At 73.3% G+C, this 24,129-nt stretch carries 21 protein-coding genes and 1 pseudogene; 9 read left to right on the top strand and 13 right to left on the bottom strand.

Features of this window, described 5'->3' with window-relative positions; translation table 11 throughout:
• Window positions 1–146 precede the first annotated feature (146 nt).
• Window positions 147–842 (bottom strand): type 1 glutamine amidotransferase domain-containing protein, encoded by a 696-nt coding sequence (locus AB0A61_RS01305; RefSeq protein ID WP_361284194.1) that lies wholly within the window; start codon window positions 840–842, stop codon window positions 147–149.
• 249 nt (window positions 843–1,091) lie between these two features.
• On the opposite strand from AB0A61_RS01305, the gene AB0A61_RS01300 reads away from it, so the two are divergent.
• Entirely contained in the window at window positions 1,092–1,586 is a 495-nt protein-coding gene (locus tag AB0A61_RS01300; protein ID WP_361284191.1) for a hypothetical protein, read from the top strand.
• A gap of 6 nt (window positions 1,587–1,592) precedes the next feature.
• Window positions 1,593–2,630 (top strand): hypothetical protein, encoded by a 1,038-nt coding sequence (locus AB0A61_RS01295; RefSeq protein ID WP_361284188.1) that lies wholly within the window; start codon window positions 1,593–1,595, stop codon window positions 2,628–2,630.
• Window positions 2,631–2,673: 43 nt separating this feature from the next.
• On the opposite strand, the gene AB0A61_RS01290 is transcribed toward AB0A61_RS01295, so the two are convergent.
• Both AB0A61_RS01290 and grpE read right to left on the bottom strand, forming a co-directional pair.
• Entirely contained in the window at window positions 2,674–3,357 is a 684-nt protein-coding gene (locus AB0A61_RS01290; protein WP_361284185.1) for a DUF6445 family protein, read from the bottom strand.
• A gap of 10 nt (window positions 3,358–3,367) precedes the next feature.
• Complete coding sequence (gene grpE / locus AB0A61_RS01285; protein WP_361284182.1) at window positions 3,368–3,934, bottom strand: nucleotide exchange factor GrpE; 567 nt, start codon at window positions 3,932–3,934, stop codon at window positions 3,368–3,370.
• 161 nt (window positions 3,935–4,095) lie between these two features.
• Between grpE and AB0A61_RS01280 the strand changes: the two genes are divergently transcribed.
• Together AB0A61_RS01280 and AB0A61_RS01275 are read left to right on the top strand one after the other, a co-directional pair.
• Complete coding sequence (locus tag AB0A61_RS01280) at window positions 4,096–6,114, top strand: APC family permease (RefSeq protein ID WP_361284179.1); 2,019 nt, start codon at window positions 4,096–4,098, stop codon at window positions 6,112–6,114.
• A 185-nt stretch (window positions 6,115–6,299) separates the two neighbouring features.
• Window positions 6,300–7,031, top strand: a complete 732-nt coding sequence (locus tag AB0A61_RS01275) for a DUF4142 domain-containing protein (protein WP_361284176.1) — start codon at window positions 6,300–6,302, stop codon at window positions 7,029–7,031.
• A gap of 56 nt (window positions 7,032–7,087) precedes the next feature.
• Here AB0A61_RS01275 and AB0A61_RS01270 read toward each other — a convergent pair whose 3' ends face one another.
• The gene (locus AB0A61_RS01270; RefSeq protein WP_361284173.1) at window positions 7,088–8,086 is read right to left on the bottom strand and encodes a nucleoside hydrolase; all 999 of its coding nucleotides are present in this window, start codon (window positions 8,084–8,086) and stop codon (window positions 7,088–7,090) included.
• Between the two features lie 55 nt (window positions 8,087–8,141).
• Window positions 8,142–9,356, bottom strand: coding sequence for a threonine--tRNA ligase (gene thrS, locus AB0A61_RS01265; RefSeq protein WP_361284978.1), 1,215 nt, complete (start codon window positions 9,354–9,356; stop codon window positions 8,142–8,144).
• Between the two features lie 338 nt (window positions 9,357–9,694).
• Here thrS and AB0A61_RS01260 point away from each other — a divergent pair, with 338 nt between their 5' ends.
• Window positions 9,695–10,471 carry a hypothetical protein gene (locus AB0A61_RS01260; protein ID WP_361284170.1) on the top strand — a complete coding sequence of 259 codons (777 nt, stop codon included), beginning with the start codon at window positions 9,695–9,697 and terminating at the stop codon, window positions 10,469–10,471.
• A gap of 15 nt (window positions 10,472–10,486) precedes the next feature.
• Here the strand turns inward: AB0A61_RS01260 and AB0A61_RS01255 are convergent, their stop codons facing one another.
• The 8 genes from AB0A61_RS01255 to AB0A61_RS01220 form a co-directional block, all read right to left on the bottom strand.
• Window positions 10,487–10,765: a ribosomal protein L7/L12 gene (locus AB0A61_RS01255; RefSeq protein WP_361284167.1), complete on the bottom strand. Its 279-nt coding sequence runs from the start codon at window positions 10,763–10,765 to the stop codon at window positions 10,487–10,489.
• Between the two features lie 46 nt (window positions 10,766–10,811).
• Window positions 10,812–11,609 (bottom strand): GAF and ANTAR domain-containing protein, encoded by a 798-nt coding sequence (locus tag AB0A61_RS01250; RefSeq protein WP_361284164.1) that lies wholly within the window; start codon window positions 11,607–11,609, stop codon window positions 10,812–10,814.
• On the bottom strand, window positions 11,602–12,426 hold the full coding sequence (locus AB0A61_RS01245) for a GAF and ANTAR domain-containing protein (protein ID WP_361284161.1): 825 nt from the start codon (window positions 12,424–12,426) through the stop codon (window positions 11,602–11,604). Before AB0A61_RS01245 ends, AB0A61_RS01250 begins: the two co-directional genes overlap by 8 nt.
• Before the next feature lie 460 nt (window positions 12,427–12,886).
• Window positions 12,887–14,230 (bottom strand): helix-turn-helix transcriptional regulator, encoded by a 1,344-nt coding sequence (locus AB0A61_RS01240; RefSeq protein ID WP_361284158.1) that lies wholly within the window; start codon window positions 14,228–14,230, stop codon window positions 12,887–12,889.
• A gap of 406 nt (window positions 14,231–14,636) precedes the next feature.
• On the bottom strand, window positions 14,637–16,028 hold the full coding sequence (locus tag AB0A61_RS01235; protein WP_361284155.1) for an extracellular solute-binding protein: 1,392 nt from the start codon (window positions 16,026–16,028) through the stop codon (window positions 14,637–14,639).
• Entirely contained in the window at window positions 16,028–19,147 is a 3,120-nt protein-coding gene (locus AB0A61_RS01230; protein WP_361284152.1) for a caspase family protein, read from the bottom strand. Before AB0A61_RS01230 ends, AB0A61_RS01235 begins: the two co-directional genes overlap by 1 nt.
• Before the next feature lie 3 nt (window positions 19,148–19,150).
• The gene (locus AB0A61_RS01225) at window positions 19,151–19,513 is read right to left on the bottom strand and encodes a hypothetical protein (RefSeq protein ID WP_361284149.1); all 363 of its coding nucleotides are present in this window, start codon (window positions 19,511–19,513) and stop codon (window positions 19,151–19,153) included.
• A gap of 90 nt (window positions 19,514–19,603) precedes the next feature.
• Window positions 19,604–20,677, bottom strand: coding sequence for a hypothetical protein (locus AB0A61_RS01220; protein ID WP_361284975.1), 1,074 nt, complete (start codon window positions 20,675–20,677; stop codon window positions 19,604–19,606).
• Between the two features lie 168 nt (window positions 20,678–20,845).
• On the opposite strand from AB0A61_RS01220, the gene AB0A61_RS01215 reads away from it, so the two are divergent.
• From AB0A61_RS01215 to AB0A61_RS01200, 4 genes and pseudogenes are all read left to right on the top strand, one after another.
• A complete protein-coding gene (locus AB0A61_RS01215; protein WP_361284146.1) occupies window positions 20,846–21,286 on the top strand; it encodes a hypothetical protein in 441 nt (146 codons plus the stop codon).
• 105 nt (window positions 21,287–21,391) lie between these two features.
• A complete protein-coding gene (locus AB0A61_RS01210; protein ID WP_361284143.1) occupies window positions 21,392–22,369 on the top strand; it encodes a hypothetical protein in 978 nt (325 codons plus the stop codon).
• Between the two features lie 140 nt (window positions 22,370–22,509).
• Complete coding sequence (locus AB0A61_RS01205) at window positions 22,510–23,463, top strand: endonuclease/exonuclease/phosphatase family protein (RefSeq protein ID WP_361284140.1); 954 nt, start codon at window positions 22,510–22,512, stop codon at window positions 23,461–23,463.
• 117 nt (window positions 23,464–23,580) lie between these two features.
• A pseudogene (locus AB0A61_RS01200) lies at window positions 23,581–24,129 on the top strand (Toxic cation resistance protein); the annotation flags it as partial.

The following is a 24,129-nucleotide window of genomic DNA, read 5'->3' as shown; positions in this document are numbered from 1 at the left end:
GTGTGGTTTCCGGGTGCTCCGCACACCCTCTCCCACACGCGCGTCCGGCACACCCGACCACGCTCCCGCCCGGCCTCGCAGTTTTCGGGAAGCCACCGCCACGGGCCCGGGGCCCGTCCCACCGGCCCGGGGCCCGTCCGGACGGCTCAGCCGAGCCGCTTGAGCAGCTCGTCCGCGACCGGGGCCGAGGACGCCGGGTTCTGGCCGGTGACGACGGTGCGGTCGACCTCGACGTGCGGGGCCCACGGCTCGCCCGCCTCGACCTTCAGACCCGCCTCGGTCAGCCGGTCCTGCAGCAGCCACCGGGCCCTGTCCGCGTTGCCCGCCAGCCGCTCCTCGGTGTTGGTGAAGGCGGTGATCCGGTAGCCCGCGTAGGCGTTGGTGCCGTCCTCCCCCACCGCCGCCAGCAGCGCGGCCGGGCCGTGGCAGACCACGCCGACGGGCAGGCCACGCTCCACCGCGCCGGTGAGGATGCGGCCGCCGTCCACGTCGACCGCGAGGTCCTCCATGGGGCCGTGGCCGCCGGGGACGTACACGGCGTCGTAGTCGTCCAGCCGTACCCCGGACAGCGCCACGGGGGCGCGGAACTCGGGCGCGCTGTCGATCACATCCCGCAGCCGGGCCGCCTCCTCGGCGCCGCCGACGGCATCGGCGGCGAGGCTGGCCGGGTCGACCGGCGGGACCGCACCACCCGGGGTGGCCACGGTGACCTCGTGGCCGGCCGCCCGGAAGGCCTCCAGGGGGACGACCGCCTCCTCGGCCCAGAAGCCGGTGCGGTGCCTGCTGCCGTCGGCCAGCGTCCAGTGGTCGGCGGCGGTCATCAGGAACAGGATCTTGGCCATTCTCGCGTCTCTCCTCGCGCTCTCGGGACGTCGGGGTCGACGGTAGGTCCGCGATCCATCGGGCGGCCAATAGGCCTCCCCATGGCAGGCATCGGCCTGCCTATGGGTGCGTGACCCGGTCGGGCGACCACCGGCACGACGATGACCCGCACGGGTGACGTCCGGGTGCGGACGACCGTCACGGGCTCTTCACTGGAAGGAGTCCCGGCCCTTCGCCGGGAGGGGAGCGCGAGAGCACCAGGAGGCGAGATGGCCGGTCACCGGGCACGCTGGTGGACGGGCGCGGCGCCGGCGGTGGTGGTGGCCGCCGTGCTGACCGGCTGCTCCGGCAACAACAGCAGCGGCACCAGCCCGTCGAACGCGGTGAGCAAGGCGGCGTCGGCCGTCTCCTCGCTCGCCTCCCGGGGCAACGAGCTGCTGGCCTCGGCGACCGCCGAGGCGGGCCGCCGGCTCGACGAGGTGAAGGGCGGCGTCGACGCCAGGAACGCCGTGACACTGGGCACACCGGCGACCGCCACGGACGGGCGCACCACGGTCGGGATCACGGTCGCCAACGAGACCGACTCGACCAAGTCCTTCGCCGTCCAGGTCAACTTCAAGGACAGCGGCGGCGACCTGCTCGACACGGTGGTCGTCACCGTCCCCGACGTGCCGGGCGGTAAGACGGCCCAGGCGACCGCGCGCAGCACGCACAAGCTGTCCGGCGACGTGAAGGCCGAGGTGGGTACCGCGCTGCGGTACTGATCCGCCGTGCCCGCCGACCCGTCCCTCACCGGGCCGCTGCTGAAGGAGGCGCTCACCGACACGCGCCGGCTGCCCGAGGTACTGGCCCTGTTCGCGGTGCGCCGCACCGGCGCGGCTGCGAAACGCTCGGCGGCCCGTCTCGCCGGCACGGCACCGGCGGCCGCGCGGGCCGAGGTCACGGCCCGGGGCCGGCGGGCCACGGTCTCCGAGGGTGCCTTCGTCGGCGGTCCCTTCCTGCTGTTCATCCCCGTCGCGTTCTGCGCGGCCCTGCTCCGCCAGGCCCGCACCGTGCTGGAACTGGCCGCGCTGGCCGGACGCGACCCCACCGATCACGAACGGGCGGCCGAGCTCCTCGTCGTACAGGGCGTGTACGGCGAGATCGAACAGGCGCGGCAGGCCCTGGCCGTACCGCCTCCGAAGGCCGGGACAACGGCGGCGGAGGACACCACCGCGACCGGGGAGACGGCGGCGGGGAGGACGGCGGAGGGCAGCGGCGGGGCCGCGGTGGCCGGGAGGACGGCGCCGACGGCGCCGATGGCGGCGCGCGCTCGGCGTCCGGCCGTCGTGTGGGACCTCGTCGTCCGTATGGCCCGGCTGCTCGGCCTGCTGTCCCCGGTCGGGTCGACCGAGCGGGTCCGCCGGTCCGTGCAGGCCGCCCGCTGGCTGCTGCTCGGGCTGGTCTTCGCCGTGGGCATGGTGGTACCGCTCGTCTGGCTGCCGTACATGGCGGTGTCGTACGACCACGCCACCGCCCGGCTGATGGACCGCGCCACCAGGTTCTACTTCGCCGAGAGCCCTCCGGAGCCGCAACGGCGGGCGCGCCCGGATCCGGCCGCGCTGGCCACCGGTGCCCGCGCCCTGATCTCTGTCCTGGTGCAGGCGGGACTGGCCGTGGGCGTCCTCGTCACCGGCCTGAAGATGGCCGGCAGCAGCTGGCCGGTCCTGGGGCTGGTGCTGGCGGCCGGGTCGGTGGCCATGGGCGCGCTGTGGCACTGGCACCGCCGACGCCGACGCGGGCACGGGAACGGGAACGGGCGACCGTGACGGGACACCCGGGGGGACCTGAGGAATCACCGAACCCCGGTGGTCATGCCATCCAGAAGAAGACCGCCGTCATGCGCTTCTCCTCCAGCGTCCGGCCGAAGTAGCCGGTCGCGCTGTGCACGAGGTTGGCGTGGTAGAGGAGCAGCCGGTTGGCCTTGTGCGGGACGCGTACGTCCTCCTCGAAGGCGTTCGGCGCGACGAACCGCGTACCGAGGGCCTCGACGAGGTTGTGGTGCGGGGCCTGGACGACGTTGCCGCCGAGCCGTCCGCCCGGCAGGGACTGCCGGTAGAAGCTGGTGCCGCAGTCCTTGGGCACGCCGGGGTTCAGGTAGAGCACGGCGGCGTACCGGCACAGGGCACGCGAGTCGGTGTGCGGCCGGGGCTCGCTCTCGCCCTCGCCGACGACCTGGACGCAGTTGTGGTTGAGGGTGCCGCCGCCGGGTGCCTGCTGCACCCACAGCTCCTTGGCCCCGGTCTCCTTCCTCACCAGGCGTTCGACCCGGGCCAGCTCGGACGGCTCCAGGCCGGGCATGGTCCGCAGTCCCGGCCAGGTCTCCGAGGTGTACGGATACCCCTTGACCCAGTCGTCCTTGGCCAGACAGCGTTCCCGCACGGCGTCCGGGTCGGGCAGGACGTCGTCCAGCACCCAGTAGTCACGGCCCTTGGTGGGCTTGCGGTAGGGGAGGACGGGGAGCGCGCCGGGCATGCCGGGGGGCTGTGGGGGCATGCGGGCGAATCTAGGGCGGCCTTCCGTCAGGGTGCTCCCACGAGCCGGTCAACATTCCGTCAACCTTGACGGTACTCACGGGGGTTGGCCCCGACGGGGTCGCGGCCGCCGTGGTCTGCCCGGTCGGCGGGCCGGTCACCTCCACGTACGCCGGGCGCAGCAGCTGGTCGCCGATGCGGTAGCCGGGGCGGAGGACCGCCGAACAGACCAGGCGGCCGGGGCCCGGGGAGACGTGGTGCGTCAGCGCGTCGTGACAGGCGGGGTCGAACGGGTCGCCCTCCTTGCCGAACGACGTGACGCCCAGCGAGCCGAGCTGCTCGCGGAGGCTGTCGGCGATGTCCTTCAGGCCCGGGGTCAGCGGCTCGTGCGCGCCGGCCCGGTCGACGGCGTCCAGCACCGGCAGCAGCGCCCGCAGCACATTGGCCGCCGCGATCTCGCGCACGGCCAGGCGGTCCCGCCGCACCCGCTTGCGGTAGTTGTCGTACTCGGCCTTCACCCGCTGCAGGTCCGCGGTCCGCTCCTCCACCAGGCGCCGCAGCTCCGCCAGTTCCGTGCCCCGCGGCCGGCTCCCGGTCATCGTCAGCCCGCCTCCGGCTCATCGTCGTCGGCCCCCGACCTGCCCTCCATGCCTGAATAAAACTTGAGTGCCCCCATGTCAAGCCGAGGAGGGCACGTCGGGGCAACGCCGTGACCCGTCAGTCCTAGGTCTCGCCACCGCCCGCGGCTTACGCTCGCGACGTGTTCAACCTGCCGGGGTTCCTGAAACGGCTGGTCGTCGGCCGGGCGATGCGCAGCGAGGAGCTGCACGAGACGCTGCTGCCCAAGCGGCTGGCCCTGCCGATCTTCGCCTCCGACCCGCTGTCCTCGGTGGCGTACGCGACGCAGGAGATCCTGCTCGTCCTCACCCTGGGCGGCCTGGCCTATCTGCACTTCACCTCGTGGATCGCGGCCGCGGTGGTGGCCCTGCTCGCGGTGGTGGTGCTGTCGTACCGGCAGGTCGTGCACGCCTATCCGAGCGGCGGCGGCTCCTACGAGGTGGTGTCGGTGAACCTCGGACCGTCGGCCGGGCTGGTCGTCGCCGCGTCCCTGCTCGTCGACTACGTCATGACGGTGGCGGTGTCGGTGGCCTCCGGCGTCGACAACGTCATCTCGGCGCTGCCCCAACTGGCCGGGTACCGCGTCGTGCTGGCGCTGGCCTTCGTCGCGCTGCTGACCGCCATGAACCTGCGCGGCGTGCGCGAGTCGGGGCGGGCGTTCGCGGCGCCGACGTACCTCTTCGTCGGCGGGGTGCTCGTCATGGTGACGACGGGGCTCGTCCGCTACGCGCTGGGCGACGCTCCGATCGCCGAGAGCGCCCGGTACGGGATCGTCCCGCATCCCGGAGACGCCGGGCTGACCGGGCTGGCCCTGGTGATGCTGGTGCTGCGCGCCTTCTCCTCCGGCTGCACGGCGCTGACCGGCGTGGAGGCGATCTCCAACGGGGTACCGGCCTTTCGCAAGCCGAAGCCGCAGAACGCCGCCGCGACGCTGGCCGCGATGGGCGCGATCGCGATCGCCATGTTCGCCGGGGTGACCGCGCTGGCGCTGATCGCGAAGGTGCACATCACCGACAACGCCTGCCGGCTGACCGGCCTGCCGGGCGACTGCGCCACGTACACCCAGCGCACCGTGATCGCGCAACTCGCCGCGGCCGTCTTCGGCGGCGAGCACAGCATCGGCTTCTACTTCGTCCAGACGGTGACCGCGCTGGTGCTGATCCTCGCCGCGAACACCGCGTTCAACGGCTTCCCGCTGCTGGCCTCGATCCTCGCCCTGCACCGCTACCTGCCCCGCCAGCTGCACAACCGGGGCGACCGGCTCGCTTTCTCCAACGGCATCCTCGCGCTCGCCGTCGTCGCCGGGCTGCTGCTGTGGGGCTACCGGGCGAGCGTCACCAGCCTGATCCACCTGTACATCCTCGGAGTGTTCACCGCCTTCACGCTGTCCCAGCTGGGCATGGTGCGGCACTGGAACCGCGAGCTGCGCCTGGGTACCGGCCCGCTGCCCGCGCGGCACCAGTACACGGCGCGGGCGGTGAACGCGGTCGGGGCGTGCGTGACCGGGCTGGTGCTGGTGATCGTGCTGATCACCAAGTTCACCGAGGGCGCGTGGCTGGCGGTGCTCGCGGCGGCGGTGCTGTGGATGACGATGCGGGCGATCCGCCGGCACTACGACGCGACGTCGGCGGAACTGGCGGTGACGGACCCTCGGCCCGAGCTGGTCCCGCCCTCGCGGGTGCTGGCGATCGTCCTGGTCTCCCGCCTCCACAAGCCCACCCTGCGGGCGCTCGCGTACGCGCGGGCCTTCCACCCCGACCAGCTCGACGCGCTCACGGTCGCCGTGGACCGCGACGAGGCGGCGCTGCTGGCCCGGCAGTGGGAGGAGTACGGCATCGACGTCCCGCTGAAGGCGCTGGACTCGCCGTACCGGGAGGTGACGCGTCCGGTCGTGGAGTACGTGCGCTCGGTCCGCCGGGACAGCCCGCGCGACCTCGTGGCCGTCTTCATCCCCGAGTACGTCGTCGGGCACTGGTGGGAGAACCTGCTGCACAACCAGTCCGCGCTCTGGCTCAAGAACCGTCTGCTGTTCACCCCGGGCGTGATGGTCACCAGCGTGCCCTGGCAACTCACCTCGTCGACCCGGGCGGACCGCCCGGCGGCACGTGCGCCGGGCGCGGTACGGCGCGGGGAGCCACAGGGTTCGGGACGACGGCGGTAGGACGGCGCGGCACCGGAACCGGTGCGGGCGGCTGCCGGTGAGCCACCCTCAGATTTTACCAAAACCAAAGGTTCTTTCCGCTATCCCGCCCGTACTGATGTGCGTCCCAACCGCCCACCGGCGGGATCCACGACCGGGCAGGAGGCACGGTGCGCTTTTCGCGGAATGCGACGGGAACTCTCTTCGTGGGCGGAGCTCTCAGCCTGACCCTTGTTGCGCTCGCCTACCCGACCATGCTCGGTTTCAACACCGTCTCCAGCGACCCCTCCCGCATCATCGCCCAGACGCAGTGGGGACCGTTGACGGAGGCGGACCGGGACTTCGTGGTCAAGGTGCGCGCGGCCGGGCTGTGGGAGTACCCCGTCGGCCAGATGGGCCTGAAGAAGGGGCAGAGCAAGGCGGTCCTCACCGCGAGCAAGCATCTGATCGACGGGCACGCGGCGCTGGACGCCAGCTGCCGCAAGATCGGCCCCATGCTCAACATCGCGATTCCCAACCTGCCCAGTCCCCAGCAGCAGGGCTTCATCAACACGCTCAACGCGGACAGCGGCAAGCAGTTCGACACGGACTTCGCCAACATCCTGCGCGTCACGCACGGCTCGATCTTCAACACGATCGCGAAGATCCGCTCGACGACCAAGAACACTCTGGTCCGTACCCTGGCCGACCAGGCCAACGCCACGGTGCTCGACCACATCACGGTCATGGAGAACACCGGCCTGGTCAACTTCGACCAGGTCCTCTTCCAGGAGACGACCCCGCCGAAGCTGCCCGCCTCGGACCTGACCCCGCCGCCCCCGGCCGGAGGCCAGCCGGAGGTCGTCCTCACCCCACCGGTGGACAGCACCACCAGGCCGCCGGTCCTGCCGGGCGAGACACCCGCCCAGAACGCCAACCCGAGCCCGACGGTGGGCTGACGGTGCGATGAGGGCGGGGTCCTGGGCCTGTCGTCACCTAGGGGGTGTCGTTCGGATCACCCCCTAGTGCCCCGGCACTGGTCGCCCTCCACCGCGGCCAGATACAGCCTCACGTACCGGTCCACGTCGACGTCCAACCCCACGTCCAGCAACGGCTGTTCACGGGCCTCGCCGTGCAGCTCCGCCTCGCCCGGGCGAGGACGGCGGTCGACGATCGTCTGCCCGCGAGCCGGGCCGGGCGTGAGGTTCACCTCCACGGGCAGCCGATGGGTGGTCAGCCCCTCCGGGTCGGCGACCGAGCAGACCGCGCCCGCGTCGCCGAGCCCGCCGGAGGCGTCGCCGAGGCCGTCGGACGGGGCCTGGTAGGTCGCCGGGTCGCGGTGCGACAGCAGCCGCCCCGCCAGGCGCGCACCGGGCTCGGAACTCTCGCGCAGCCGCCGCACGTCGGCCGCCGGGACGATCACCCGCTGGAACACGTCGAGCCCGTACATGGTGATGGGCACCCGGGCGCTGAGCAGGATCGCCGCGGCCTCCGGATCGTGCCAGACGTTGAACTCGGCGACCGGCGTGGCGTTCCCGGTGGCCACCGCGCCGCCCATGAACACGATCCGCTCGATGTTGCGCGTCACCTCGGGGTGGCTGCGCAGCAGCAGGGCGATGTTCGTCAGGGGGGCCGTCGGAATCAGGGTGACCGGGCGGGGCGACGCCAGGATCTCGCGGCGCAGCAGCGTCACCGCGTCCACATCGGCCGGCGTCCGGCGCGGCGCGGGCAGGCCGAGGTCGCCCATGCCGTCCCGGCCGTGCACATGGTGGGCCGTGCGCACCGGCTCGATCAGCGGGCGCTCGGCACCCCGGGCGACGGGAATGGCGGGAGCCCCGGCCTGCTCCAGGACGGTCAGCGTGTTGAGCACCACCTGGTCCACGAACGTGTTCCCGGCGACACAGCTGACCGCGCGCAGCTCCAGACCGGGGTGGCGTACGGCGAACAGCAGGGCCAGGGCGTCGTCGACACCGGTGTCGCAGTCAATGATCACGGGGATGGGCTGACCGGTCACAGCGGGACTCCTTCCGTCACCCCGACCCTAAGCGTGACCCCCTTGGCACCACGGATCACTCCCACAGCCCGGTGCCGCGCGCCGCGACCCGCTCCCCGATCCGGCGCACCAACTCCTCGACGGGCACGGCCCCCGGGCGGCGCCCGTCCCTGAGCCGTACCGCCGCCAGGCCGTCCCCGGCCTCCCGCTCACCGATCACCGCCTGGTACGGCACGAGCCGCGCCGACCGGATCCGGGCGCCCAGGCTGCCGTGCTCCGGTCCGGCGAGCTCGGCCCGCAGCCCGAGTGCGACGGCCCGGCGCACGAGCTCCCGGGCCCGCGCCACCTGTTCCCCGGCCACCGGCAGCACCACCAGCTGCACGGGGGCGAGCCAGGCGGGGAAGGCCCCGCCGTGCTCCTCGACGAGGTGCGCGACGGCGCGCTCCACGCTGCCGATGATGCTGCGGTGCACCATGACCGGCCGGTGTCTCGCCCCGTCCGCGCCGATGTAGTGCAGGTCGAAGCGTTCGGGCTGGTGGAAGTCGATCTGCACGGTCGACAGGGTGGCCTCGCGGCCGGCGGCGTCCGCGATCTGCACATCGATCTTGGGACCGTAGAACGCGGCCTCGCCCTCGGCCTCCTGGTAGGCGACGCCGGAGCCGTCCAGGACCTCCCTCAGCAGCGCGGTGGCCCGCCGCCACAGCGCCGGGTCGGCGACGTACTTGCCGCCCTCGCCCGGCAGGGACAGACGGTGCCGGACGGCGCGGATGCCGAGATCGGCGTAGGCACGGGCGATCAGGGCGAGGGCGGCGCGGGCCTCCTCGACGGCCTGGTCCAGGGTGCAGAAGACGTGCGCGTCGTTGAGCTGGATGGCCCGCACCCGGGTCAGACCGCCGAGGACGCCGGACAGTTCGGATCGGTACATGCCGCCCAGCTCGGCCATGCGCAGCGGCAGTTCACGGTAACTGCGCGAGCGGGAGCGGTAGATGAGCGCGTGGTGGGGACACAGGCTGGGCCGCAGCACCACCTGCTCCGCGCCGACGTCCATCGGCGGGTACATGTCCTCGCGGTAGTGCGCCCAGTGCCCGGAGATCTCGTACAGCTCGCGCTTGCCGAGGACCGGCGAGTACACGTGCCGGTACCCGGCCGCGCGCTCCGCCTCGCGGACGTACTCCTCCAGGGTGTGGCGCACGATCGCGCCGTCGGGCAGCCAGTACGGCAGGCCCGCTCCGATCAGCGGGTCGGTGCCGAACAGGCCGAGCTCTCGGCCGAGGCGGCGGTGGTCGTACACGGGGTGGTCGTACATGGGGTGGTCGTACATGGGGGATCTCCTCGCTCACGGGGGTGAGGGGGGCGAGGAACCGGGCAACGCGAAAGCCCCGGGGCGCTCGCCCCGGGGCTTCTCACTCAGCTCAGCTGTCAGCGCGCCGGGACACTCTCCGGCGTCGTCGTCACAACGAACGGCTCGGCGCGCTTCATGGGCCTGACGGTAGCAGCGGGCCGGGCGGCCGCGCGAACGGTTTTCCCCGGCCGCTCACCCGGACGGCCCGGCGCGCTGGTGGGCGCGGCTCCCCGGTGGTGCCGTGAAAGAACACACGCCCCTCAGGTACGTACGTCTGGAGGCACCCCATGCCCCGTTGCCCGGCCCGTCTCGTCCCCGCCTGCTCGCTCTGGGTGGCCTGCCTGCTGACCGTGACCGGCTGCTCGGGCCTGCTGGCGGGACGCTCCGGCGCCTCCTCGTCGGCCGCGGCGGGCAACCCCACGGGCAAGGCCGTTCCGACCGGCTACCCCGCGCTCACCGACGCGCAGGCCCGGGCCGCGCTGATCACGCAGGCCGATCTGGGCGAGCCATGGGCGCCGACCCAGGGGACGGCGACCTGGCACGACGGGGTGCTCAAGGCCCAGGCCGACGTGCCCGAATGCCAGCGCTTCCTCGACTCCCTCTACGCCGACGAACTGCTCGGCACACCCGCGGGCACGCACGCGGTCGCCGGTTTCGACGACGGCAACGACCAGGCCCAGCTGCGCTACCAGGTGCTCGCCGACCGGCCGGGGGACGTGGACCGGGCCCTGGCCTGGCTGAAGACGCTGCCGCAGACCTGCGCCCAGTTCTCGGCGGCGACCACCCGGGCAGGCGTGCAGACCGTCCAGGTCTCCGAGCTCACGCTGCCGAGTGCCGGCGACGCCCGCCAGGGGCTGCGGGTCGTGCTCGTGGGCGGGACGGCCGACGGGGACACGGCGACCACGCTCGTCCTGGACGTCGCCGCCGTCCGCGTCGGCGACGACGCGATCACACTCACCAACGGCGGCCCCGTCGACGTGCCCGCCGACTCCACCCGCCAGGCGGTCCAGCTCGGCGTCGAGCACCTGACGCAGGTCCACCAGCAGGCCAGGACCCAGGCGTGAGCCCGCGCGAACGCGTCAGCCGAGGCGGTCGACGGCCTCCTTGGCCTCCTTCAGCCCGGCGCCCGTGGCCTCCCGGTACGCCCTGATCGCCTCGATCTTCTTCCCGTCGCGCGCGAGCCCGGCCACGGCGTCCAGCGCGGGGTCCTCCTCACGCAGCCCCAAGTGATCGAGGACCAGGTCGAGTTTGCGTTCGACCCGGGCGATGCGCCGGTCGGCCCGGGCGAGCCGGCTCTCGGTGCTCACGATGCCGACCAGCAAAGCCACGGCCACGGCCAGGAAACCCAGTATGTCCATGTCGGTGATCGTAGGAGCGTCGCCCGTTCGCGTGACGCGGACACGCCTACAACGGCCCGGCTTCCCGCAGCAGTCCGGCCACCCCGAGTCTGCTCTCGGCCAGCTCGCGGCAGACGGACGTCAGGGGCCTGCGTTCCTGCTGCGCGTACCGGTGCAGCAGGTGGTACGCCTCCGTGAACGAGATCCCCTCGTGCTCCGAGAGCAGCCCCTTCGCCAGCTCCACGGTCGCCTTCGCGGAGACCGCGGCCTGCACGGAGGTCAGCAGATCGTGCTCGCGCCGACGCTCGGCCGGCCAGTGGACCAGCGTGAACGCGGCGACGTCGCACAGCCCCCGCGCCACGGCCAGGTCCGTCTCCGGTACCTCCTCGCGGTTCCGGTTCATCAGGGACACCACGCCGATCACCAGGCCGTTCAGCCGCATCGGCATGACGTGCACCGAGGCATACCCCGCCGTGAGCGCGCGGGCGGTGTACCCGGGCCAGCGCCCACCGGCCCGCAGGTCGGCCTCGGCGACCGGTTCACCCGTGCGGTGGCAGTCCTGGGCCGGACCCTCGTGCTGCTCCACCTGGAACCGGTCGAGGCGGCCGATGTCGGCGGCGGAGGCCACCACCGTGCGCAGCCGGCCCCGGGCGTCGACCACCACCACCGCGACCGCGTCGACGGCCAGCAGCGCGACGCAGTGGCCGCTCAGCCGCTCGAAGAGGTCGAGGGGGTCGAACTGGCTGCTCAACGTGTCGGCGAGGTCGACGAAGGCCCGCGCGAGCCGCTTCTCCCGGCTCATCACGGTCTCCTCGCACCCCGCCTCGTCGCGCTCGGGCCGACGGGCCTGAGCGTACCTAGTCACCGTCGAACCTCTCCCTGCACGAGATCACCTCGTGTGCCACGTCGAGGGCGGTGCGGCCCTGGGCGAAGGCGCGGGCGCGCAGCCGCGCCAGGGCCTCGTCCGAACCGACCCCGAGCTGGGCCATGATCATGCCGATGGCCTGGTAGACCTCGTCGTGATCCGTGGTCAGACCACTCAGCCACGAGTGGTCCGCTCGCTCTTCGATGTCCACCTCGTGCGAAAGGGACATCAGCGCGAGCGTCATCGCACCGGCCACGAGCTGGGCCGTGTGCAGCTCCCGGCCGCTGAGCTCGTGAGGGATGCCGCCGTACAGGTCGAGCGTGCCCACGCAGACGGCGTCGTTGCCCAGCGGGAGGGAGTACACGGCCTGCACCCCGGCCTCCGCCGCCTGCTGTGCGAACACCGGCCAGCGCCGGACGTCCCGGCCGGTGGTCAGGTCGGAGGCCAGGACGGGGGCGCCGATCTCGGCGGCGTACAGACAGGGCCCGTCGCCGAGCGTGGCCTGGACGTCCGCCATCCGGGCGGCCGCGTCGTCGCTGGCGCTGACCTGGACGGGCATGCCGCTGCCGCACAGCGAGACGCTCGCGCCGCTCACCGGCAGCAGTTTGACCACGAGGGCGCACAGCTGGTGCGGGACTTCTGCGGGCGGTACGTCCCGGACCCCGTCGCCGATCACGCCGGCGGCGTTCACCACCCTGTGTTCCGGCTCCCGCTCCTGGCCGGCTCCGCAGCCGCGGTCCTGAAGGCGGTCGTTCCGGCGGCCGGGCCAACGGGGGTCCTGCCCCGGGGCACCCGGGCCGTCGTCCCTGGGCTGCACGGCCACCGCCTCCTCACCACATCGGCGCGGCCATGGTCGTTGGCCGGCTCCGGCGAACAGACGCACGGGCGCGGGACGACGAGCGGGGGCGCGCCTGCCCGAAAGACAATTCCGACTACCCCCCTCCCGGGCCCGGAAACCGCCGAACGAGCCCGAAAAACCGCCGGAAACGGCCCGCCACGGGCCTCGGCCGCCTGCCTGCGGGGAGCGGGCGGGTACGGATCGTGCAGGACGGAGCCGCACCCGCACGGTCCCGGTCACGGCCGTCGCCCCGGGCACCGACACCGTCGCCCCGGGCAACCGCTACAGCTACGGAAACGTGGACCGGCCGGCCTGGAAGGCGGGCAGCGCGCTGAACGGCTGACGCCTTGACCGGGGAATGCGGGGTGTTCGGGGAATCCGGGGTGTTCGGGGAATCCGGGGAATCCGGGAGCCTGCGAGTGGGGGCCGGAACCCGCCCTCAGAGCAGGGGCTGGGCGGGGGCCGGGCCCAGTGTCGTCGTGCCCGGGGCCGTGCGGTGGCCCAGGCCCGTCCGGTATGCGTCCAGCGCCGCCTCCACCCGGCCGGTGCGGCGGAACAGATCACCGAGCAGCCGGCACAGGTCGGCCAGGTCACCGGCCGCACCGGCCCGTTCGAGCAGGCTCAGCGCGCGGACGTAGTGCTCCTCCGCGGTCTCCGTGTCATGGGCGTCCTCGGCGATGATGCCGAGCAGCCGGTGCGCGGCGGCCGCGTGGACCGCGCCCCGCTCGGGGGACAGGTCGCCGAGGACGTCGTGCAGGAGTGCGGCCGCCTCCTGCGACCTGCCGCGGCGGTGCAGGACGTCGGCCAGTTCGACGGCGACCTGACTGGTGTAGAGGACGGCACGCTTGGCGGTCAGCATGTCCCGCGCCGCGCGCAACTCGTCCTCCGCACGCGCCAGTTCGCCGTTCTGCGCGCAGACATAGCCGCGCATCCAGTGGCAGTTGGCGAGTTCGGTACGGAGCCGGAGCCGGCGGTAGAGCTCGGCCGCCTTGGCGAGCGAGGCGTCCGCCTCGGCGATGCGTCCCTCGGCGAGCAGGGTACGGGCGACGGACCGGTGCATCCGCGCCACCAGCGCCGGATCACCCGCCTGCGGCGCGAGGGCCAGCGCGAACTCGGCCGCCTGGGCCGCCCGTGCGTGCGCGCCCATGTCCATGTACGGACCGATGACGCTGGCGTACAGCAGGAGCAGGGCGTCCGGATCGTGCAGTCCGCCCCGGTTGAGCTCGTCGAGAGCGGACTCCAGGAGGTAGACGGCGTAACGGAGTTCACCGGCCAGATAGTGGGAGACGGCGCGACCGCGCAGGGCGGGGACCCGCGCGGGCAGCGGCGCGTCGGCCAGGGCCCGCTCCGACCGCTCGAAGTACTGCCGTCCGGTGGACAGTTCGCCGGTCTCCAGGGCGCACTCCCCGAGTCCGAGGAGCGCCTCGGCCTGAACCTCGGGGAGCTCGTGCTCCGCCGCCTCCGCGAGCAGCCGGGTGTACTGCGCGGCCGCCCGCTCCGTCTCACCGGTGGCGAGCGTGCGCTGCGCCTCGATGAGCCGCAGGCGCAGGTCCGTGGCCAGGTGCGCCGGGCGCCCGGTCGCCAGCTCCTCGTAGGCGACCCCGAGTCGTGCGGCGAGGTGCTTCAGGGCATCGTCGGAGGGCCGCACCCGTCCGGCCTCCAGCGTGGAGATGTAGGCGGGGGTGTAGGCCGGCTCCGCCAACTGCCGCTGGGTCAGCCCCCGTTCATGCCGTAACTGCTGCACCCTGCGCCCGATGGTCCCCGGGTCGTCCCGCTTCACCATGCGCGTAATCATGCCAGTAAGCCGACTTACGGCGAGACCCTTCCTGACTTGTCGTCAGCAGGCGATTTCAGGCCCAACGGCCCCTGGCGCCCTTCCGGTTGGGGCACCCGACCCCCTAAGTTAGGGAGGGTATTAAACGTGCTTAAGCCATCACTGTCGTTACTGTCGTTGCGAGGTCGGTTGCCGTGCTGGAACGCACTGTCGCGCGCCATGAACGCACATCCGCACGTTACGCCAGAGGATTCGGCGCTGCCGTAATAGCCGTGGCGGCCCTGATCACGGCCGCCAACGCGGGCCCGGCACGGGCCGCCACCCCGCCCCCGGCCCAGCATGTGACACAGAACCGCTAGGCCCTGTCGCACCGGTGGCCACCCGCGTGCACAACCCTGCGGGACCCTGCGGGGCACTAGTCGGGGAGCGCGCGGCGCAGTGCCTTGTCCAGGCGTTCGGCCAGCGCCGCGTCGCTCGGTGGGTCGTCGGCGAACAGGGCGCCCAGCTCGGCGGTGAAGGTCTGGGTGAACGCGCCGTAGAGCGGGGTGCGCGGGCGCTGCACCGCCCTTTGCAGAGCCGGGAGCAGAATGCCGCGGGCGTAACCGGGACGGCCGGCCGGGTCGCGGGGCATGTGGTCGGTGCGCTCTCCGGTGGGGGACGCCGAGGGGACCGCCCCCGAGGACGCCGGCACCGGGCACTTGACGTCGTCCTTCACGTACACCGAGGTACGGGTCGCGGCGAAGCCCGCGTCCAGCAGGCAGCGCTCGCTCTCGGCACTGGTGAGGTAGGCGATCAGCTGCGCCGCCTTGCCCGCCTGTGGGGAGCCCCTGGTCACCGCCAGGTTCTGCCCGCCGAGCACCGCCCGACCGGGCAGCGGCGCCACGCCGATCTGCTGTTCGGTGAAGGTCTGGTAGAGCGTGCGGTAGGCGTAGGGCCAGTGCCGCAGGAAGGCGGTACGGCCGTCCGCGAAGTCGCTGAGCGAGGCGGCCTCGTCGGAGTCGACGGCGTCGTCCAGGGTGTACGGCTTCTCGGTGCGCGACCGTAGCTCGGCGATGCCTTCGGTCAGCTCCTGGACATCGGCGCGGTAGTGACCGGCGGAGTCGGTGAGCGCGAAGTCCTTCCTGGTGGAGGCGAACGCCTCGATCGCGTTGACGGTACGGCCCTCGTACCCGGCGAGCTGCGTGGTCCACGCCTTCTCGAACCCCTTGGGCCGGTGCGCGTTCAGGGTGTCACCGAGGCTGCGCAGGTACTGCCAGGTGGTGTCGCCGCCCAGCGCGGTGTGCTGGACGCCCGCCGCGCGCAGGTAGTCCCGCCGGTAGTAGAGCAGTCCCACGTCGCTGTTGAACGGCACCGCGTACACCCGGTCCTTCCAGCGGGCGGTGCTGGCGACCGACGGGATGACGTCGCCGTCGACCTCCCAGCCCGGCAGCGGGCGGATCAGTCCGGCCTCGGCGAACTCCGGCACCCAGGTCACGTCCAGATTGACCACGTCGTAGTCGGCGCTGCCCGACTGGAGCGCGCCCAGCAGCTGGCTGCGCTGCTCGTCGGCGGAGCCGGGGAGTTCCACGAGGCGGGCGTAGTAACCCGAGTTCTCCTTCTCCTGCTGCCGGTTCCAGGCGTCGATGAGCTGCTGCCGGATGCCGTTCTTGCCGGTCACGTCCCGGCCGCTGGCCACCACGATCTCGCCGGGCCGGTCGGCGGCGGGCGTCTGGGACACCTGTGGGGCGCCCCCCGTGCAGGCGGCCACCGCGAGCAGCGGCAGCAGCAGGGGCAGGCCCACGGACAGTGGTCGTACCCGTCGCGCCATCAGTTCTCCCCCGTCCCCACCCGCGCGACCTCGTCGTGCAGGCCCGTGCCGAGGTCGTCGCTCGCGTCCAGGCAGCGGCCGCCGCTCGCCTCGGCGATCCGGGCGTCGGGACGGCCCTTGTCGCAGGATCCGCTGACCAGGGACACCATGTCCACCGGCACCGAGCTCTGCCGCGCCCTGGCCAGCACGGCGTCCAAATTTCCGCCGCCGAGCCGGTTGTTGTCCTCGTCGTCGGTGATGTAGACGATCAGCTGCGGCCGCTGGTCGTCGGTGCCGCGCCCCTTCATGTCGTCCAGCGCGGCGAGCAGCGCCGCATGCGGGTCGGCCTCGGCGTCCCGCACCTGCGCCCGGGTGTCGACGGCATGCTCGGCGTCGGTGCGGCGATGGTGGCCGAAGGAGAGCAGCGGCTCGTACGCCTTGGCACCCGAGGTGCCGTACACCGCCCACACACCGTACTCGTCCGCGGTACCGAGCCCGCCGAGCGACTGTTTCAGGATGCCGGGGCCGCCGCTGGGCCCCTGCCACTGCGCGGTCATCGAACCGGAGCTGTCGAGGAGGTAGAGGACCCGGCCGGGGCCGTTGGCGCTGCGATAGCGCTCGAGCGTGGTGTCCATCGCCGTCCGCTCGGCGGGGCCCGGCAGCCCGCTGGGGTCGCGCAGCACGCCGTAGCCGGGGTTCTTGTCGTCGAACAGAGCGTGGCCGGAACCCGTCGCCGACCGGAAGCCGGCGGCGCTGAAGGCGGCCCGGCCCCCCTCGCCGGTCAGCCAGTCGTGGAAGCGGGTGACCGCGTCGTCCCGGGCCGCCGTGTCCCGGTCGGCGCCGTCCCAGCGCACCCGCACGAAGGTGGGCGTCAGGGCCGGTACGTCGGCGGGATACTCGGCGATCCGCGCCACCCGTGTGGTCCGGGCGCAGCCGACCCCGCTCCTGAGCAGGAACTCCGGTACGAGAGCGGCGGTGCGGTTGTCCGCGGCGTCGTCGTCCGGCAGCGTGCACAGCAGCTCCGCGGCCGTCGGCGCGGGCGGGCCCGACGGGCGGATGCGCCGCTCGGCACCGCGCGGGTCGGCCGTACCACCGCCGTACAGGCCGATCGTCGCCAGCAGGGCGGAGTCGGTGAGCTCCGGGTCGGGGCGGAGCACCGCGGCGTTCCGGTTCCGCTTCGTCAGGTCGTCCATCAGCCGGTTCAGGGGGCGCCCGACGCGCTGGTCCAGGCCGGCTTCGGCGAGGTCCTGCGGGACGGCCAGCACGACGGGGGAGTACGCGAACGGGGCCGTGTCACGCTGGAGTTCCGCGAAGACCCGGTCCGTCTGGTCCGTGGTGACCCGGACCACGTCGGTGAGGGAGCCCGGTATCCAGACGTCCGGCTGGGGCCCGATGTCCCGCTGCGGGTTGGTGTCCTCCTCGCGGGGTTCCTGCCAGGCGTTGGTCTGCTGGTGCAGCGCGCCGATCGCGGCGGCCGCGCCGGCGCTGTAGACGGTGATGCCGGTACGGCGGCAGCCGTGCCCGGTGGTGTTGGCGTCCGAGGTGAGGTACGCGTCAGCGGCCGCGCGGACGGTCGGCTCCAGGTCGGGATCGGCCAGGACACGCAGTTCCAGCGGCGGTGCGCAGGAGTGGTCGTCGCCGACGGCGATGATCCGGTAGCCGCCGAACCCCAGGGCGAGGAGGGCGAGCGCCAGTACGAGTCCGACGGCGGCACGGACGGGACCACGCTGCTGCCGCAGCCGGCGGATCCCGGCCCCGGCCCAGGTGCGCAGCCGGGCCAAGCGGGCCGGAAGCAGCTTGGGCCACCGAAAGCCCACCCACCCGTCGCCGCCCGTCCCGGTGCGCGGCGGCTGCTCGGAGCACACCGCAGAGGGCCCCGGCTGCTCGGACGACTGCAACGAGGGCGCCTCGCCGGCCGCTTCAGGGGGGTCGGTGGGCGGGGACTGGGTGGCGGGTGCGGATTCCGGGGCCTGTACGGATCTCGGGACCTGTGCGGATTCCGGGACCTGTGCGGATTCCGGGGCGGGCCCGGGCTGCACGCCCCGCCCGGACTCCGGAGCAGGCCCGGCTGCCGGTGCGGGCCCCGACTGCGCGCCCCGTCCGGGCCCCTGGGCGGAACCGGCCCCCGGATCAGACCCGGCTCCCGGAGCAAGCCCAGGCTGCACACCCGACCCTGACGGCACGGCCCGCCCGGCCTCCGGAACAGGTACAGGATGCACGCCCGACCCGGACTGGGCGCCCCCCTTCGACCCCCCACCGGCCCCGGAATCCACGCGGGACCCGGCCTGCACGCCCCGCCCCGCCCCCGGACCGGACCCGGATCGCGAGCCACCCCCGGCCTGCGGACCGGACCCGGGCTGCCGACCGGACCCGGGACCCGGTGGCGGCAGTCGCGAAGGTCCCGCCGTCAGCAGTACGTCCGTGCCCGGCTCCGCCGCGTGCTGCGGCTCCCACGGATCCCCGAGCGTGGTGCTGTGCCCCGCCGTGACCATCCGGCCGCGCAACCCGTCGAAGAGCTCCAGAAACGACAACTCCCGGTCGGTGTCGAGGAGTCGGAGGAGCTCGCCGGTGAACGGCGTCGCTCTCGTGCCGTCTCCGGAGTCGATGAGGCGGTTGGCCTGCACGCTCATCAGCAGCAGAATCTTCTGCCGGTCGGCGTAGTCGTGCCAGATCTTTGCGGCGTTGCCCGCGTAGCAGCAGTCGAGGACCACCACGATCCGCTCCGCGCGGCTCCCGGCCAGCTCGGTGAGCACACCGGTGAAGGCACCGGCGCCCGGGAACACCGCCCAACCACCCGCGACCACACGCGCGTTGCGCATCTGCAGGAACAGCTCGTCGCCCGCGCTGGGCACGGCGCCGTGCCCGGCGAAGTAGCACAGCAGCAGGCCCTCGGCCTCGTGGGCGGCGGTCCGCAGCTCCTCGCTGAAGTCGTCCAGGGACGGCGAACGGCAGACGGTGATCTCCCGCTCGTCGAACACCCCGCCCTTGCGCAGCAGATCCCGGAGCCGGTTCAGGTTGTGCCGGACGCCCGGCAGGTCGCCGGGTACGCCGTCACGCTCGGCCGGTCTCGTGTGGTCGTACTCGGACACGCCGACCAGCAGGGCCCGGTTCACCCGCCCACGCGGGTCGAAGCGGTTCACGGGTTAGTTCCCGTCGAGGTTCACCGGATCGACGTGTCCCTCGGGCGGATCTCCGCTCTCCACCTCGCCACGGTTGGTCCGCCAGGCCGCCACCGCCCGCTTGGTCTGCTCCAGCAGCTCCTTGAACGCGACGTTGGCTCCCGCGCCGACCAGGACGAGCACGATCTCCATGCCGATGCCCATGTGACCGGACGGCCCGTCCGTGCGGGGCCGTTCCAGGATCCGCAACTGCCCCTCGCGGACCAGTTCCTCCAGCGGCCTCTCCCTCTCCAGCCACGCCTTGAGCGCGCCGACGTCGCTTCTGCTCGCACTCCCGTCCAGCCGCACCCGGATGCCTCGGCCGGCCACGCCATCCCCCTCAGCCATAACTCACCATTCTTGCACCGCAATCGGCCACGCGGGGAGGTCTTGTACCAGCCACCCGCAGTCCGCCGGAAACCGCCCCGCGCAAGACGGTCAGTTCTGGGTCTGGAGCTGAACCTGGAGCTGCTGCAGCTGGCGCCGTACATGGTCCAGCGCGCCCCGGCGACGGCCGGGGACCCGGGCACGCAACTCGGCCAGAGCGGCACCGAGTTCGCGGGCCTGTACGGGGTCCTGGATCTGCCCCCACTGGTGGTGCGCCCGGTCGGCGGCGGCCTCGACCGCGGGGGCGTCGGGGGTCTGCCCCATGGCCAGGCGGGTGGCCGCCACGGACAGCCAGGACCGGCAGCTGCGCACGGCGTCTCCCGCCAGCATCGCCAGATCGGCGCGGACCTCGGCCCAGTGCAGCGCGTCCTCCGAGGCGGCCCCGTGCGCCAGCAGGGCGGCCTGCTCCCAGCGGGCGGCGAGCGCGTCGGCGTCGCCGTGCCGCCCGGAGCGGACACAGGCGGTGATGGCGGTGTGCGGGTCGATCGGCGCCGGCCGCTGCGCCGTGAGCACCAGGTCCGTACCGCCGCCCTCCTCGGCCGGCCGGGCCAGCGCACGCCGGTGCAACTCCTCGAGCGGCGGCCGGTGCCCGCTGCGCAGGATCGTCGCCACCGCCTTCATGTACGCCGGGGCGGCCACCGTACGGCGGGACGGCGGTGGGGCGATACGGCCGTACACGGCGATGTTGCGGCCCGAGTCCAGCGGACGCGTGCGCAGCTGCTCCCAGCTCTCCGCGTCGGCGTGCAGGTCGGCCACGAGTGTCGTCGTGCCCTCCGGGCGCAGCCGGAGCTCCTCGCGCAGCCAGTGCCAGGGCAGGGCGGTGTAGCGGACGGTCGCCGGGGTGGTGCGGGCCAGCGCCAGGTGGGGCAGGTGCTCGCGGCGGTCGAGCTGGAGCTGGCCGGTGATGAACACGGTCAGTGGTCCGGGAGACGCCGCGGCCGCGCGCAGCCGGGTGAGAACGGCCTGCGGTTCGAGCGGGTCGGCGAGTTCCACCACGGTCGCGGTGTCCGTGCCGGACAGCACGGCGGGCGGTACGGCGGCGAGCACGGGCAGCACGGAGGCGGCGTCCACCAGCCGCCCCCGGCCCACCGGCGAGGCCGCGAGCAGCAGCACGGTTCCGGGCATCGTCCCCCCGTCGGTGTTCCTGTCGGTCGCTGCGGTGTCGGTCACGTACGGCAGCACCGTAGCGTCTGCGGCTGCAAAGGGGGCGTCAGACCTTCTCCCACCGACTTGCCCGCCCCCCTGTCCGAGGTGTGCTCTGGTAGGCGGGGGCGAGGAGAGAGGAGTGCTCTCATGGCTCACGCGGTACCCGCGTCCGGTGGCGCCTTCGGCCGCACCCGTACGCCCGACTTCTTCAGCCCGCAAGTGCACGCCGTCGCACGGTGGGCGGTGCCCGCCGTCCTCGGTCTGGTCTACGGCTACTGGGTCGCGGCGAACCGGCGCGCCGGCGGTCCGATCACCACCACCAACTTCCTGTTCGGTCTGGTGACCGGGATCGTGTTCATGCTGCTCATGGTGGGGGTGCTGTACCTGGCCCCGCACCTGAAGCGGGAACTGCACGCCCTGCTGTGGTTCACCTTCGTCGGCGTGACGTTCGGCTTCCTGTTCATCCAGAGCGCAGGCGCGACGATCGGCGGGGCCATCGCGCTGTCGCTGGCCATCGGCGCGGCCGTGGGCGTCATGGTCTTCTACTGGTACTACACCCACGAGGACGCCGAGGGCCACCGCATCTGACGGCCGCCTTGATCCGCGCGCCGCGCGTGGTCGGGGCCGGGGGCCCGTTCACCCGATTACCGCCCCCCGCTCGCGTCCCCGGTCCCGACGCCCTTGTCTGAAAAGGTGTCCCCACGCCTGCGCAGCGGCCTGTCGGCCGCGCTGATCGCAATCTCGTGCCTGCTCGTGCCGTTCGGCGCGCTGTCGGCCTGGGCGGCGTACGGGCTGGCCGACACCACCCGCTACGTCACCACGATGGCTCCGCTCGCCGGCGACCCCGACGTGCGCGACGCCGTCGCGGACACCGTCGGTACCGGGATCATGAACGAGATCGTCCGCGAGACGGACGTCCGTCCGGTGCGCGGCACCGTGGCCCCCTTCGTGCACGACGCGGTGCGCTCGTTCACGCAGACCGAGGCCTTCCGCACGGCCTGGAACGAGGGCAACCGGGCCGCCCACGACGCCGTGCTGCGCGCCCTGCGCGACGAAGACGACGAACGCGCGCACCCGGTCACCTTCGACCTCGCCCCCGTCACCGCCCAGGTCAAGAACAGGCTCGCCCAGGACCACATGCCGCTCGCGAACCGCATCCCGGTCGAGCACACTGAGGTCGCCCTGCTGCCCGCCCGCGAGCTGGACCGCCTGAGAAAGGGTTTCCACGTGCTCGAAGTCGCCGGGTTCTGGCTTCCCGTCGCCGCCGTCGTGTTCGCCGCCGCCGGCATCGCCTGCGCCGCCTGCCGCCGCCGCGCGGTCACCGCCACCGCGCTCGGCACCGCCCTCGGCGGCGCGCTGCTCGCCCTGGCTCTGGCCGTCGGCCGCAGCCTGACCCTCGCCGATCTGCCGGCCGAGGTCTCCCAGCCGGCCGCGGGCGCCGTCTACGACGCCCTGACCGCCACCCTGCGCGAGGCCTCCTGGCTGCTGGTCGCCCTCGGCCTGACGGTGGCCACGCTGACCTGGCTCACCGGCCGCCTCGGCCGCCCGGGCCCCCTGCGCCTCCTGCGCCTCCTGCGCCTCCTGCGCCCCCTGCGCCTCCTACGACGCCGGCGGGCGGCCGCGGCGCCCGCTCCCGCCCGGGTTCCGCGGCCGACGCGGGTCCGAGCCTGACGGCGCTCCTCCCGCCGGCCGCCGCAACCGCACCCACCGCCCGGACCGGGCCCACCCGGCACGGACGGGACCCCGCCTCCCCCGCCCCTCTCCCCCCGCCTTCCTGGCGCTGCCGAATGCGCCCCTCATAGGCTCGGGCCGTGACGAACCAGCGCGGGCGGCGGGTGGGGTCCTGGTGTGCGGGAGTGCTGTTCGCGGGGGTGAGCGTGGTCGTCGGCTGCCGGGCCGCGGACAGTGACGGCATCACACCCGTGCCGCAGTTGCTGGCCTTCCTGCCGTGGCTGCTCGCGCCCACCCTGCTCGGGCTGCTGCTGGCGCTGCTCGGGCGCTGGTGGGCCGGGGCGGTGTGGGGAGCGGCGGTACTGGGTCTGCTCGGGTGGTTCGCCGAGCCGTACGGCGGCGGCGGCGAACCCGGCGGCGCCCCCGTCGCCGCGGTGCGGGTGTTGACCTCGAACGTCGAGTTCGGGCGCGGCACCCCGTCCCTGGTGCCCGTGATCCGGCGGGAACGGCCCGACGTCGTGTTCGTGGAGGAGTGCGAGTACACCTGCCAGGCGACGCTGCGGCACGCCGCCGGGGACGACTATCCCTACCGGCAGGCCGTCGTGGCCGGCGGTTCGCAGGGGTCACTCATCCTCAGCCGCTACCCGTTGCGGGTGACCGACGGTGTGCCCGGCACGATGGGCATGCCCGGCGCCGTCGCCGACGTGGGCGGTCACGCCGTACGCCTCCAGCTCGCGCACCCCATGCCCCCGCTGCCCGGCCAGGTGGGCCTCTGGCACCGGGAGCTCGGCCGGCTGCGGGCCTTCGCCGCCGCCGACGCCACGGCCCCGACCGTGCTGGCCGGCGACTTCAACGCCTCGCAGGACCACGCGGCCTTCCGCCGCATCCTCGACACGGGGCTGCGGGACGCCGCCCACCTCGCCGGAGCCGACCGCGCCGTCAGCTGGCCGGCCCGCACCGCTCCCGCCCTCGGTGCCCAGATCGACCACGTGCTCGTGTCCGACGACTTCTCCGCACACCGCGCGCGCTTCCTGGCCCTGGCCGGTACCGACCACCGTGCGCTGCTGGTCGACCTCACGCTCCACCGGCACTGACACGGCTTGATTGCAGTGGCTTGCCCCTGCCCAAGATCGCCACTCAGGGCCGCTAACCTTACGTGTCCGTCCTGGCCAGGGATTTACGGGCATCAACTCACGCGAAGGGTTGCGCACATGGGCATTCTCACTCTCCTGCGGAATGCGTTCGGCCGATCACGCAAGGGGCGTACGGCCGAAGCAGAGGGTGCGGAGCAGGTTCCGTCGCGGGAGCCTGCACAGGAAGCCGAGCCCTCGCAGACCCCGGAACCCAGGCTCCCCTCCCCGTCCCCGGAGCCCGAGCCCACCCCCACCGCCCAGGTCCCCGAGCCGCGGCCGTCCCTGCCCGACGAACACGAACTCGTCGCGGCGGCCTTCGACAACATCACGGTCCCCAAGCCGGCAAAGCCGGTGGAGCCGACAGACCAGACCCCGGCGACAGAAACCCCGGAACCCACCCCGAAAACCGGGGAACAGCCGCCCCCCACCGACCAGCTCCCGGCCACCACGGAACCGGCCACGGCCAACCAGCCGACGGAGCACCCCGAGGCTCCGGTCAACGAAAGGCCGACGGCGGAGCAGCCGCCCGCGCAGGAGCCGACCGCCGAGACTCCGGCCACTGAAGAGCCGCCCGCGGAGGAACCGGAGGCCGAGACGCCGGCCACTGAAGAGCCGTCCGCGCAGGAG

This window comes from Streptomyces sp. NPDC046197 (assembly GCF_040646295.1).
Classification (GTDB): domain Bacteria; phylum Actinomycetota; class Actinomycetes; order Streptomycetales; family Streptomycetaceae; genus Streptomyces.
This window is presented reverse-complemented; position numbering and strand designations above follow the sequence as displayed.

Excerpts from the sequence above, each read along its gene's own strand:
- AB0A61_RS01305 (WP_361284194.1), bottom strand. The coding sequence starts at position 842 with ATGGCCAAGATCCTGTTCCTGATGACCGCCGCCGACCACTGGACGCTG.
- AB0A61_RS01300 (WP_361284191.1), top strand. The coding sequence starts at position 1,092 with ATGGCCGGTCACCGGGCACGCTGGTGGACGGGCGCGGCGCCGGCGGTG.
- AB0A61_RS01290 (WP_361284185.1), bottom strand. The coding sequence starts at position 3,357 with ATGCCCCCACAGCCCCCCGGCATGCCCGGCGCGCTCCCCGTCCTCCCC.
- grpE (WP_361284182.1), bottom strand. The coding sequence starts at position 3,934 with ATGACCGGGAGCCGGCCGCGGGGCACGGAACTGGCGGAGCTGCGGCGC.
- AB0A61_RS01260 (WP_361284170.1), top strand. The coding sequence starts at position 9,695 with ATGCCCCGTTGCCCGGCCCGTCTCGTCCCCGCCTGCTCGCTCTGGGTG.
- AB0A61_RS01255 (WP_361284167.1), bottom strand. The coding sequence starts at position 10,765 with ATGGACATACTGGGTTTCCTGGCCGTGGCCGTGGCTTTGCTGGTCGGC.
- AB0A61_RS01240 (WP_361284158.1), bottom strand. The coding sequence starts at position 14,230 with ATGGTGAAGCGGGACGACCCGGGGACCATCGGGCGCAGGGTGCAGCAG.
- AB0A61_RS01235 (WP_361284155.1), bottom strand. The coding sequence starts at position 16,028 with ATGGCGCGACGGGTACGACCACTGTCCGTGGGCCTGCCCCTGCTGCTG.
- AB0A61_RS01225 (WP_361284149.1), bottom strand. The coding sequence starts at position 19,513 with ATGGCTGAGGGGGATGGCGTGGCCGGCCGAGGCATCCGGGTGCGGCTG.
- AB0A61_RS01220 (WP_361284975.1), bottom strand. The coding sequence starts at position 20,677 with ATGCCCGGAACCGTGCTGCTGCTCGCGGCCTCGCCGGTGGGCCGGGGG.
- AB0A61_RS01215 (WP_361284146.1), top strand. The coding sequence starts at position 20,846 with ATGGCTCACGCGGTACCCGCGTCCGGTGGCGCCTTCGGCCGCACCCGT.